Genomic DNA, 12,526 nt, shown 5'->3' on the forward strand with positions numbered 1-12,526 from the left:
TATCGCAGATCCCCGTCGGATGGTCATGCTCCATCGGTGCTTTGCGCGCTAATCGCCGCCATAAAGCGCGCGGTAATTTGCTGTGGGCGGGTGATCGCCCCGCCGACAACGACCGTATGCGCGCCCAGCGCCAGACACCGGGCCGCGCGCTCGGGCGTATCCACGTTGCCTTCGGCAACCACGGGGACCGTCACGGCCGCCAGCACCGCTTTCAGGAACGCACAGTCATTCTCCGGAAGCGTATGGCCTGCCGTTTCCGCCGTATAGCCGTACAGCGTGGTACCGACGCAGTCAAAGCCAAGCGTCTGCGCCGTCACGGCTTCGTCTACGGTGGAAATATCAGCCATCAGCAGTACCGAGGGGTAACGTGAGCGGATGGCCGTGACCAGTGTTTCCAGGGATTCACCGCCAGGACGTTCCCGCGCCGTCGCATCAAGGGCAATGATTTCCGGAGAGACGGCCATGAGCTCATCCACCTCTTTCATCGTAGCGGTGATAAATACTTCGCTCCCTGGATAGTCACGTTTGATGATGCCGATAACCGGTAAAGACACCTGCTGCTTAATGGCCTCGATATCCACCACGCTGTTGGCGCGAATGGCGAAGGCTCCGCCCTGTGCCGCCGCCAGCGCCATTCGCGACATGATAAACGGGCTGTGCAGCGGTTCGTTTTCCAGCGCCTGACAGGAGACGACCAGTTTTCCCTTCAGGTTATCCAGTACATTTTTCATTACGATAAGATCTCTTCCACTTCGTTTTTGATAATCGTGACGTGCGGGCCATAAATGACCTGTACACCGTTACCGCGCACGATAACGCCGCGCGCGCCGGTGGCTTTCAGCGCCGCGTCATTCACTTTGCTGCCGTCTTTGACCGTCACGCGAAGCCGCGTGGCGCAGCAGTCCACCTCTTCCAGATTGTCTTTTCCGCCTAACCCGGCGATCACCGCCGCAGCGCGCTCGCTTTGCGGCAGGCTGACGTCATCAACCATCGCCTCCTTTTCACGGCCCGGCGTGGCGAAATCAAAGCGGTTAATCAGGTAGCGGAAAGTGAAGTAGTAGAGGAAGAACCACGGCACGCCGACCAGCGGAACGAACATCCAGTTGGTTTTGGCCTCCCCCTGCAATATGCCGAACAGCACGAAGTCAATAAAACCGCCGGAGAAGGTCTGCCCGATGGTGATGTGCAGCATGTGCGCGAGCATAAACGCCAGCCCGTCAAACAGCGCGTGAATGACGTAGAGCACCGGGGCAATGAACAGGAAGGAGAACTCGATGGGCTCGGTAATTCCCGTCAGGAATGAGGTTAACGCCGCGGAGAGCAGCAGCCCGGCAACGCGCTTTTTGTTCTCCGGTTTCGCCGTGTGATACATCGCCAGGCAGGCACCGAGCAGGCCAAACATCATCGTGATAAAGCGCCCGGACATGAAGCGTGACGTGCCCTCATAGAAATGCTGCGTGTTCGGGTCGGCGAGCTGAGCGAAGAAGATCCGCTGCGTGCCCTCAACCAGGTGGCCGTTGACGATCTCGCTGCCGCCGAGCGCGGTGGTCCAGAACGGCAGATAAAAGATGTGGTGCAGACCAAACGGGCCAAGCATGCGCAAAATAAAGCCGTACAGCAGCGTGCCAAGATAACCGGTGGCATCCACCAGCCCGCCCAGACCAAAAATAAGCTTCTGGAAATGCGGCCAGACCACGGTCATGATCGCGCCAACGAGTATCGCCGCCAGCGAGCTGATAATCGGGACAAAGCGCGAGCCGCCAAAAAAGCCCAGGAACTGCGGAAGCGCGATCTTGTTAAACCGATGATGCAGCGCGCAGGTCACGAGACCAATCACCACGCCGCCAAACACCCCGGTTTCCAGCGTCTGAATACCCAGCGTCATGCCCTGCCCTACAGCGCCCGGGTTCTCGTGCGCCAGTTTTCCGGTGAGGATCAGCAGCGCGTTGATGGTGGCGTTCATCACCAGAAACGCGAGTAGCGCTGCCAGCCCCGCCGTGCCCTTATCGTTTTTTGCCAGCCCGACGGCCACCCCAACCGCAAACAGCACCGAGAGGTTCGCAAACACAATCGAACCCGCACTGCTCATGATGGTGAAAATGGCCTGCAGCCAGCTCACATCTAAAAACGGATAGGCCGCCAGCGTATTAGGGTTCGATAACGCCCCGCCGATACCGAGCAGCAGACCCGCCGCGGGCAATACGGCGATAGGCAACATAAAGGATTTGCCAAAGCGCTGCGCTTTTTCAAACCATCCACCCGACGAAGCGCCACTGAATATTTGCATCATTTTTTCATCCCCCCATTAAAAGATGAAAATTTTTACCATATAAATATTTTATAGTGAAAATTATCATCACAAACCAGGAGGCCGATCATACTTTTTTAAAATGACTGGCATCTTTCCCCCGCTTTCCGCCACACTAGTCGCAGTGAAACACATTAAGGACGTGGCATGTCGGACCATGAAAACCTGCTGCTGAAGCTCCGCCAGGAGGCTTCCGGGTACAGCCCAACGCAACAAAAACTCGGTGAGTTTGTCCTCAGCGACCCTGCCCGGGTGCTCTACCTGACCATCACCGAACTGGCGCGAGAGAGCCACACCAGCGAGGCCAGCGTGACGCGTCTTTGCCGGACGCTGGGGTGCAAGGGGTATAACGAATTCAAAATGGCGCTGGCGCTGGATATTCAGCAGGGTCAGCCCGCGCGTCAGGCGGGGGATGAGATTGACAGCGTGGTGGATGAATCGGTGCAGGCTCTGCAGGATACCGCGAGACTCCTCGACCGCGCGCTGCTTGAAAAAGCCGCACTGGCGCTGCATCAGGCGCAGTCCGTGCAGATTTATGGCGTCGCGGCCAGCGCGATCCTCGGGGAGTATCTGCATTACAAGTTATTAAGGCTGGGTAAATCCGCACAGCTGTTTAGCGATATGCACCGCGCAGCCATGAATGCGACCACGCTTTCGGCAGAGACGCTGGTGGTGGCGATCTCCAGCTCCGGTTCAACGCGAGATTTACTTCACGTGGTGAAACTTGCCCGCAAGCGCGGGGGGAAGGTTCTGGCGCTCAGCAACACGCCCCGCAGCCCGCTGGCGTCTCTTAGCGATATGCTGCTGGTGGCCGCCAAGCCAGAAGGCCCTCTTAGCGCGGGCGCGCTCAATGCCAAAGTTGGGGTGATGCTGCTGGTCGAATTACTTACGACATCCATGATTGCGCTGGATGGACATTACGCTGACGTCAGCCAGCAAACGGCCAGCGCCACGCTTCCTCTTCTGCTCTGAAAACCCTTCGCAGGCTAAATAAAATAGCCTGCGTTTTATTTTGCTTAATTTTACTTAAGCAGGGCTCAATACATTTATATGATAAATGTTTGGTGTAACAAATTATTTTGTTTATTACAGTTTGAATTATTTCCCCCGCGCCAACCCAGCGACAAAAACAGATTAAAATCATTAAGTTAAAATAAAAACATGAATAAATTGAATTTTTCCGCTTTCTGCAATGTCCAATATTTTCACCTGATTTCCTTTCCTTAAAATAAGCTTAAGACGCTGTCGGTCCCGGCGTTTTATTATTTAAACGCCGTTTACTTTTGCGCGCCTACAATCCGCCTCATCAATCATAATGAGACGGTAATAATGAAGATGTTATTAATTACAGGCGTGACCGGGTTTCTGGGCGGTGCAGTACTTGAAAAAATCCTGACCAGCGATCAATCCGTAAAACTCCTTTTGCTTGCCCGTGCCGGCGATCCGCAAAGCGGGCTGGCGCGCGTGCAGGAGAACATGCGTAAGTTCAACATTTCTGAGGAGAAACTGGCCTCCCTGAGCGTGGATAATATCCTCATCGGCGACCTCAGCCAGCCGGAAGGCTTTCTGAACGATCCCCGTCTGGACCAGGTTACGCATGTCGTTAACTGCGCGGCAGTTGCGTCTTTTGGCAATAACCCGCTGATCTGGAAGGTAAACGTAGAGGGTACGCTAGCGCTGGCGCGCCGCATGGAGCAGGTCGCAGGGCTGCAGCGTTTCCTGCATGTAGGCACCGCAATGTCATGCACGCCGGAGCAGGATTCGCTGGTCGCCGAAAGTGCGGAATTCAGAGAAAACGCTGAGCACCTGGTGGAATATACGTATTCGAAGTCAACCATCGAACAGCTGATGCGCCAGGAATGTCCTAACCTGCCGCTGCTCATCGCCCGTCCGTCCATCGTCGTCGGCCATACCCGCCACGGCTGCACGCCGTCGAGCAGTATCTTTTGGGTCTTCAGCATGGGCCTGATGCTGCAGAAGTTTATGTGCTCGATGGAAGACCGGATCGACGTTGTCCCGGTAGATTATTGCGCCGACGCAATGTTAATGCTGCTGAGCAGCAACGCGCGTCCGGGGGAAGTGGTACACATTTCTGCCGGGGAAGAGAACAGCGTTCGCTTTGCGGATATCGATCGGGCAATGGCGCAGGCGCTGGAGAAAGCGCCCGTTGGCGATAAGTACGCGCAGGTCAGCTACGAAACGCTGGTCAAAATGCGCCGTGAACTGAAAACCATTTTTGGTCCGTGCAACGAACGTCTGATGCTGAGAGCGATGCGCTTATACGGTGCCTTTGCCACGCTGAACGTGCGCTTCAGCAACGATAAGCTGCTCAGCATGGGGATGCCGAAGCCACCTCGTTTTACGGATTATATCGCCCGCTGCGTGCAAACCACCCGGGGACTCACCATTCCCGAGCAGATGGCGGTCGATTTTAAATAACCAAAAAAAATGCCAGTCATTCGACTGGCATTTTCATGTTAAGGCTTAAGCAATTATGCCTGGCCTTTGATCTCTTTACGACCGTTGTAAGGTGCTTTTTCACCCAGCGCTTCTTCGATACGAATCAGCTGGTTGTATTTAGCAACACGGTCAGAACGGCTCATAGAACCGGTTTTGATCTGGCCAGCAGCGGTACCAACAGCCAGGTCAGCAATGGTCGCGTCTTCAGTTTCGCCAGAACGGTGAGAGATAACAGCGGTGTAGCCAGCGTCTTTCGCCATTTTGATCGCAGCCAGCGTTTCGGTCAGAGAACCGATCTGGTTGAATTTGATCAGGATGGAGTTAACGATGCCTTTCTCGATGCCTTCTTTCAGGATCTTGGTGTTGGTTACGAACAGATCGTCACCAACCAGCTGGATTTTGTCGCCCAGTACTTTGGTCTGGTATGCGAAACCATCCCAGTCAGACTCGTCCAGACCGTCTTCGATAGAAACGATCGGGTACTGTTTGGTCAGATCTTCCAGGAAGTGAGTGAACTCTTCGGAGGTGAACGCTTTGTTGCCTTCGCCAGCCAGAACGTATTTACCGTCTTTGTAGAATTCAGATGCTGCACAGTCCATCGCCAGGGTGATGTCTTTGCCCAGCTCGTAGCCTGCTGCTTTAACCGCTTCAGCGATAACAGCCAGTGCTTCTGCGTTAGAACCCAGGTTTGGCGCGTAGCCACCTTCGTCACCAACAGCAGTGTTCATACCTTTAGCTTTCAGAACTTTAGCCAGGTTGTGGAACACTTCAGAACCCATACGAACCGCTTCTTTCAGGGTTTTCGCGCCAACTGGCTGAATCATGAATTCCTGAATATCAACGTTGTTGTCTGCGTGCTCACCACCGTTGATGATGTTCATCATTGGTACAGGCATAGAGTATTTGCCTGGGGTGCCGTTCAGTTCAGCGATGTGCTCGAAAAGTGGCATACCTTTAGCAGCGGCTGCTGCTTTGGCGTTCGCCAGGGAAACGGCCAGGATTGCGTTCGCACCGAAGTTAGATTTGTTTTCAGTACCGTCCAGATCGATCATGATCTTGTCGATGCCAGCCTGATCTTTGGCATCTTTGCCAACGATAGCCTGAGCAATAGGACCGTTAACAGCGCCAACCGCTTTCAGTACGCCTTTGCCCATGAAACGGGATTTGTCGCCATCACGCAGTTCCAGCGCTTCACGGGAACCCGTAGAAGCACCTGATGGAGCAGCTGCCATACCGACGAAACCACCTTCCAGATGAACTTCGGCTTCAACGGTCGGGTTACCACGGGAGTCGATGATTTCACGACCGATGACTTTAACGATTTTGGACATTAGATTTTCCTCAGTACAAGTTAAACTAAAACTCCAGACAAACAACGCGTACCGTTGGTACGCGTTGCCGTTCTAACTTTTTTACTTCGCCTGACGCTTCTGGTACTCGCTGGCGGCTTTCACGAAGCCTGCAAACAGCGGATGTCCATCACGCGGCGTTGAAGTAAATTCCGGGTGGAACTGGCAGGCAACAAACCACGGATGGTTTGGCACCTCGATGATCTCGACTAACTGATCGTCCCCGGAGCGACCCGCAACACGCAGGCCCGCGGCTTCAATTTGTTTCAACAACATATTGTTGACTTCATAGCGGTGACGATGGCGCTCGGTGATGACCGGCTCGCCGTACAGCTTGCGAACCACGCTATCGTCGGACAGCTGGCAGGCCTGCGCGCCAAGACGCATAGTGCCACCCAGATCGCTCTTCTCGGTACGGACTTCGACGTTACCGTCTTCGTCGCGCCATTCCGTAATCAGCGCCACGACAGGGTACTTACAGTCTGGCACAAATTCCGTAGAGTTCGCGTTTTCCATTCCCGCTACGTTGCGCGCAAATTCGATCAGCGCAACCTGCATACCCAGGCAGATGCCGAGGTATGGAATATTGTTTTCACGCGCATAGCGTGCAGTGGCGATCTTGCCTTCAACACCACGGTAGCCGAAGCCGCCAGGGATGAGGATAGCATCCAGATCTTTCAGAATTTCAACGCCACGTGTTTCAACATCCTGCGAATCAATCAGCTTGATGTTCACGGAGACGCGGTTCTTCAGACCACCGTGCTTCAGCGCTTCGATAACGGACTTATAGGCGTCCGGCAGTTCGATGTACTTGCCGACCATACCGATAGTCACTTCGCCTGCCGGGTTCGCTTCTTCATAAATAACCTGTTCCCATTCAGACAGGTTAGCTTCCGGACAGTTCAAGCTGAATCGTTTACAAATATAATCGTCCAGACCCTGTGATTTCAACAGGCCCGGGATTTTATAAATGGAATCGACATCTTTCATTGAAATAACGGCTTTTTCAGGCACGTTACAGAACAATGCAATTTTCGCACGTTCGTTCGCTGGAATGGCACGATCGGAACGGCAAACCAGGATGTCAGGCTGAATACCGATAGAGAGCAGTTCTTTAACGGAGTGCTGAGTCGGTTTGGTTTTCACTTCACCTGCCGCCGCCATGTAAGGCACCAGCGTCAGGTGCATGAACAGCGCGTGTTCACGACCAATGTCTACCGCCAGCTGACGAATCGCTTCGAGGAACGGCAGGGATTCGATATCACCCACGGTACCGCCGATTTCAACCAGCACAACGTCATGCCCTTCGCCACCGGCAAGGACACGCTCTTTGATGGCGTTAGTGATGTGTGGGATAACCTGCACGGTCGCGCCCAGGTAGTCACCGCGGCGCTCTTTACGCAGAACGTCAGAGTAGATGCGGCCAGTCGTAAAGTTGTTACGACGGGTCATTTTGGTACGAATGAAACGCTCGTAGTGGCCAAGATCCAGATCGGTTTCAGCGCCGTCTTCAGTAACGAACACTTCCCCGTGTTGGGTTGGGCTCATGGTGCCAGGATCGACGTTGATGTACGGATCCAGTTTCATCATGGTCACATTGAGGCCACGGGCTTCAAGAATGGCTGCGAGGGAGGCTGCGGCAATGCCTTTACCCAGAGAGGATACGACCCCGCCGGTCACAAAAATATAGTTCGTTGTCATGCTGAACCTGAGAAGTTAGGGTGAAACGATGGAATAACCAGGACGGGAAAGTAGTATACCCGAACACGGCGAGCGCCACAAACTTTCATTCTCCGTCTCCATTCCAGGCCATGACAAACATAAGGAGTGAGAAAATAGCCCCTTTTGGGTAAATGTTTTTGACGCAAATCAATCGCTTGTCATTTAAAAAATCACACAAATTGCGCTTGATCGCAAAATTCCGTTAGAGATCAGATTCCTGGCGTTTTACTTCCTGCCAGACTTCTTCCATCGCGTCGAGGTCAATTCCGGTCATTTCCAGGCCGCGCGAGGCCACAATCCGCTCGACTTCACGAAAGCGTCGTTCGAATTTCAGGTTGGCTTTTTGCAGCGCGGTTTCCGCTTTTACCCCTAAATGGCGAGAAAGATTGACGGTGGCGAACAGCAGGTCGCCCATCTCTTCCTCCAGCTTTGCTTCATCGACCACCGCCTGCTGCGCTTCGTGCATCACTTCGTCAATCTCTTCATGCACTTTATCCAGCACGGGTCCCAGGGAATCCCAGTCAAATCCTACCGCCGAGCAGCGCTTTTGAATTTTGTGGGCGCGCATCAGCGCGGGCAGGCTCAGCGGGATGTCGTCCAGCGCAGAGTGCTGGGACTTTTCAGCGCGCTCGGCGCTTTTAATCTGCTCCCAGCGGGCCAGCACCTCTGCGCTGTTTCCTGCAGTGGCATCGCCAAAGATATGCGGATGGCGGCGCTCCAGCTTGTCGCTGATAGCGGCACAGATATCGTCAAAGTTAAAGCGCCCTTCCTCCTGCGCCATCTGGGCGTAGAACACTACCTGGAACAGCAGGTCGCCGAGTTCACCGCGCAGGTCATCGAAATCCTCGCGTGAAATGGCGTCCAGCACCTCATAGGTCTCTTCGAGAGTATAAGGTGCGATGGTCGCGAAAGTCTGCTCCTTGTCCCACGGGCAGCCGTTTTCCGGGTCGCGCAGGCGTTTCATGATGCCGAGCAGGCGGTCGATTTGAGTCATAGTTCTGTCCTGATGAAAAAATGCCGGGTGGCGGCGTTGCCTTACCCGGCCTACGGAAGAGGATGTTTAGCCGCCGTGCAGACGACGCGCGTCAATCACATCCGGCACCTGGTTCAGTTTGCCCAGCACGCGGCCGAGCACCTGCAGGTTGTAGATTTCGATGGTCATATCAATGGTGGCAAGCTGCTCGCGGGTATCGCTGCGGCTGGCAACGCCCAGCACGTTGACCTTCTCGTTGGCGAGAATGGTGGTGATGTCGCGCAGCAGCCCGCTGCGATCGTTGGCGGTGACGCGCACCACCAGCGAGTAACCGGCGGAGTAGCTCTCACCCCAGACCGCTTCCACGATACGCTCCGGCGCGTGGGACTGCAGTTCGGCAAGCTGGTCGCAGTCGGAGCGGTGGATCGAGATCCCGCGCCCCTGGGTAATAAAGCCGACGATATCGTCCCCCGGAATCGGCTGGCAGCAGCGGGCAATGTGGTGCATCAGGTTGCCCACGCCCTCGACCACCACGCGGCCGTTGTCTTTGCTGCGCTGCTGCGGGGCATAGGTTTTCTGCTGCAGCTGCTTCAGCGCCGCCGCGTCCTGCTCTTCCGCGCTAGGCTTGTTGAACTGGGCCTGCAGGAAGTTGACCATCTGATTCAGACGGATATCACCGCCGCCAATCGCCGCCAGCAGCTCGTCCAGCTCGTTGAAGTTGTAGCGCGGCAGCAGGAATTTCTCTGCTTCTTTCAGGCTGATCCCGATATGCTCCAGCTCGTCGTCAAGGATCTGGCGACCGGCAAGAATGTTTTTGTCACGATCCTGCTTGCGGAACCAGGCGTGAATTTTGGAGCGCCCGCGGCTGGTGGTGACGTAACCGAGGTTCGGGTTAAGCCAGTCGCGGCTCGGGTTTGGCTGCTTCTGGGTAATGATTTCAATCTGGTCGCCCATCTGCAGCTGATAGGTAAACGGCACGATACGTCCGCCGATCTTCGCCCCGATGCAGCGGTGCCCCACGTCGCTGTGGATGTGGTAGGCAAAATCGAGCGGCGTGGAGCCAGCCGGCAGGTCGACAACGTCCCCTTTCGGGGTAAAGACGTAGACACGGTCATCAAAGACCTGGCTGCGCACCTCGTCGAGCATTTCGCCGGAGTCGGCCATCTCTTCCTGCCACGCAATCAGCTTGCGCAGCCAGGCGATGCGGTCTTCGTGGCCGGAGCGTGCCCCGCCAGAAGTGCCCTCTTTGTACTTCCAGTGCGCGGCTACGCCCAGCTCGGCGTCTTCGTGCATCTGTTTGGTGCGGATTTGAATCTCGACCGTTTTGCCGCCGGGGCCAAGCACCACGGTATGAATGGACTGGTAGCCGTTCGGTTTTGGGTTCGCGACATAGTCGTCAAATTCATCCGGCAGGTGGCGGAAGTGAGTATGTACTATCCCCAGCGCGGCGTAGCAGTCCTGCAGACGCTCCGCCACGATACGCACGGCGCGCACGTCAAACAGCTCGTCAAAGGCGAGGTGTTTCTTCTGCATTTTGCGCCAGATGCTGTAGATGTGCTTAGGCCGACCGTAAACTTCGGCACGCACATTCTCTTCTTTCATGGCCTGCCGCAGCCCGCTGACAAACTCGTCGATGTAGTGCTCACGATCGATACGGCGCTCATGCAGGAGTTTAGCAATGCGCTTGTATTCTGCCGGGTGCAGATAGCGGAAGCAGTAATCTTCCAGCTCCCATTTCAGCTGACCAATACCTAAGCGGTTCGCCAGCGGCGCATAGATGTTCGTACACTCTTTGGCGGCCAGCACGCGCTCGTCTTCCGGCGCATCTTTCACTTCACGCAGGTGGGCAATACGCTCGGCCAGCTTGATGACCACGCAGCGAAAATCATCCACCATGGCCAGCAGCATCCGGCGGACGTTATCAACCTGCTCTGAGGAGACGGAATCGGTATGCGCGGCTTTTAGCTGGCGAATGGCCGCCATATCGCGCACGCCGTGGATCAGCGCAACGACGGATTTGCCGACGCTGTCGCGCAGCACATCTTCGCTGACCACATCCGCATCCGCGAGGGGGAAGAGCAGCGCGGCCTGCAGCGTTTCGATGTCCATGTTCAGCATGGACAAGATTTCAACCATCTCCACGCCGCGCCATAAGAGAAGATCGGCATCCGGGTGTCCCTGCGTGGTGCGCAGACAGTAGGCCCAGGTTTCGGTTAAGCGTTCACACGACTGCTGGCTGGAAATTCCCAGACTTGCGATCCATTTTTGTGGGTCAAACTCCCCAGCTTTATTGAGATGTGCACTTCTTACCGCAACCATTGTCCTCTCCTTTAGGGACCAGGGCCTGTCGAAGTCGACAAGCCAAACAAATTAGATGTGCTCGAACAACGCCATCGATTCCAGATGTCCAGTGTGCGGGAACATGTCCAGCATTGCCAGACGCCGAATCTGGTAACCCGCGCTGATTAACGCCTCACTGTCACGGGCAAGCGTTGACGGGTTACAGGAAACATAGACCACACGCCTGGGCGCGAGTTTAATAATATGCGCCATGACGCCTGGGGCACCTGCACGCGCCGGGTCGAGCAGGATTTTGTCGAAACCCTGCTTTGCCCACGGCTGTTGAGTGACATCTTCCTCAAGATTTTGATGAAAGAATGTCACATTTTGCAAGCCGTTCTGCTCTGCGTTTTCCTGGCCTTTGACCACCAGCGCCTCAACGCCTTCCACCCCGACCACGCTTGCCGCTCTGCGCGCCAGCGGCAGGGTAAAGTTACCCATGCCGCAGAACAGATCGAGCACACGGTCAGTGGGCTGTACGTCAAGCCATTCCAGGGCCTTCGCCACCATTTGTTGGTTTATGCCGTCGTTGACCTGGATAAAATCACGCGGACTGAACGTTAAGCGTAGCCCGTCTGACGCATACCAGGGAGCTTCGCCCGATACCTGTTCAAGTATCTCGCTTTGCGGCGCGAGGAAAAGCGCAAGCTCATGAGAATGCGAAAAGCGTTCCAGTTTTTCGCGATCTTTTTTCGACAGCGGCGCAGTGTGGCGCAGCACCATCAGCGGGCCGTTGTTCGCCAGCACCAGTTCAACGTGGCCCAATGAACGCACCCCGTCCAGCGATGCAAGACAGCGGTGCACGTCCGGAAGTAACGCCTCAAGATGGGGCACCAAAATGGGGCACCGATTCACGTCAACAATATCGCTGGAGGCCGCTTTGCGAAAACCCATTTCCAGCCGCTCCGTTTTGGGCTTATAGCTCAGGCTCAGGCGCGCTCGGCGGCGATAGCCCCAGGGCTCATCGGCGATAATCTCGTCAACTTCGTGTTTAAGGAGGCGCGCCAGCGCGCGGCTTTTACTTTTTTGCTGTAATTCTGTGCTCGCATGCTGTTGCTGGCAGCCTCCGCACACGCCAAAATGGGGACAGCGGGGCTCCACGCGCTCCGGACTCGCGTTGAGGCGACGCTTCACCTGTCCGCGCGCGTACTGACGCTTGTCTTCCGTCAGCGTAATTTCTGCTCGTTCTCCTGGCAGCAAACCTGTTATAAACAGAGTCTTACCGTTGTGACGAGCCACTCCCTGACCAAACGGATCAAGGTCCGTGGCTTCAACAGTAATGATTTGACGCGTCGTCACGCGTCGCTTTGCAGAGTAGAATTGCGCCATCGCCGAGATTTTTCTCACATAAACATAATTATCTTAATTGTCCCA

The 12,526-nt window shown here is 55.3% G+C and carries 9 protein-coding genes; 2 read left to right on the forward strand and 7 right to left on the reverse strand.

Features of this window, described 5'->3' with window-relative positions; all coding sequences use genetic code 11:
* Positions 1 to 23: 23 nt before the first annotated feature.
* Both IM271_RS03290 and IM271_RS03295 read right to left on the reverse strand, forming a co-directional pair.
* Positions 24 to 731, reverse strand: a complete 708-nt coding sequence (locus IM271_RS03290; protein WP_045261276.1) for an N-acetylmannosamine-6-phosphate 2-epimerase — start codon at positions 729 to 731, stop codon at positions 24 to 26.
* On the reverse strand, positions 731 to 2,290 hold the full coding sequence (locus tag IM271_RS03295) for a maltose/glucose-specific PTS transporter subunit IIC (RefSeq protein WP_041908418.1): 1,560 nt from the start codon (positions 2,288 to 2,290) through the stop codon (positions 731 to 733). Before IM271_RS03295 ends, IM271_RS03290 begins: the two co-directional genes overlap by 1 nt.
* A gap of 165 nt (positions 2,291 to 2,455) precedes the next feature.
* On the opposite strand from IM271_RS03295, the gene IM271_RS03300 reads away from it, so the two are divergent.
* Together IM271_RS03300 and IM271_RS03305 are read left to right on the forward strand one after the other, a co-directional pair.
* Positions 2,456 to 3,280 carry a MurR/RpiR family transcriptional regulator gene (locus tag IM271_RS03300; protein ID WP_193052166.1) on the forward strand — a complete coding sequence of 275 codons (825 nt, stop codon included), beginning with the start codon at positions 2,456 to 2,458 and terminating at the stop codon, positions 3,278 to 3,280.
* A 357-nt stretch (positions 3,281 to 3,637) separates the two neighbouring features.
* Positions 3,638 to 4,747: an SDR family oxidoreductase gene (locus IM271_RS03305; RefSeq protein WP_063155097.1), complete on the forward strand. Its 1,110-nt coding sequence runs from the start codon at positions 3,638 to 3,640 to the stop codon at positions 4,745 to 4,747.
* 53 nt (positions 4,748 to 4,800) lie between these two features.
* Here IM271_RS03305 and eno read toward each other — a convergent pair whose 3' ends face one another.
* The 5 genes from eno to rlmD form a co-directional block, all read right to left on the reverse strand.
* Positions 4,801 to 6,099 carry a phosphopyruvate hydratase gene (gene eno, locus IM271_RS03310; protein ID WP_006811784.1) on the reverse strand — a complete coding sequence of 433 codons (1,299 nt, stop codon included), beginning with the start codon at positions 6,097 to 6,099 and terminating at the stop codon, positions 4,801 to 4,803.
* An 81-nt stretch (positions 6,100 to 6,180) separates the two neighbouring features.
* A complete protein-coding gene (gene pyrG, locus IM271_RS03315; RefSeq protein ID WP_028014254.1) occupies positions 6,181 to 7,818 on the reverse strand; it encodes a glutamine hydrolyzing CTP synthase in 1,638 nt (545 codons plus the stop codon).
* A gap of 223 nt (positions 7,819 to 8,041) precedes the next feature.
* Positions 8,042 to 8,833 carry a nucleoside triphosphate pyrophosphohydrolase gene (gene mazG, locus IM271_RS03320; RefSeq protein ID WP_045261274.1) on the reverse strand — a complete coding sequence of 264 codons (792 nt, stop codon included), beginning with the start codon at positions 8,831 to 8,833 and terminating at the stop codon, positions 8,042 to 8,044.
* Between the two features lie 66 nt (positions 8,834 to 8,899).
* On the reverse strand, positions 8,900 to 11,131 hold the full coding sequence (relA, locus tag IM271_RS03325) for a GTP diphosphokinase (RefSeq protein WP_028014256.1): 2,232 nt from the start codon (positions 11,129 to 11,131) through the stop codon (positions 8,900 to 8,902).
* A gap of 51 nt (positions 11,132 to 11,182) precedes the next feature.
* The gene (rlmD, locus tag IM271_RS03330) at positions 11,183 to 12,481 is read right to left on the reverse strand and encodes a 23S rRNA (uracil(1939)-C(5))-methyltransferase RlmD (protein ID WP_193052167.1); all 1,299 of its coding nucleotides are present in this window, start codon (positions 12,479 to 12,481) and stop codon (positions 11,183 to 11,185) included.
* Between the last annotated feature and the right edge of the window lie 45 nt (positions 12,482 to 12,526).

It is taken from the genome of Enterobacter cloacae complex sp. I3, assembly GCF_014896175.1.
Taxonomy (GTDB): Bacteria; Pseudomonadota; Gammaproteobacteria; order Enterobacterales; family Enterobacteriaceae; genus Enterobacter; species Enterobacter bugandensis.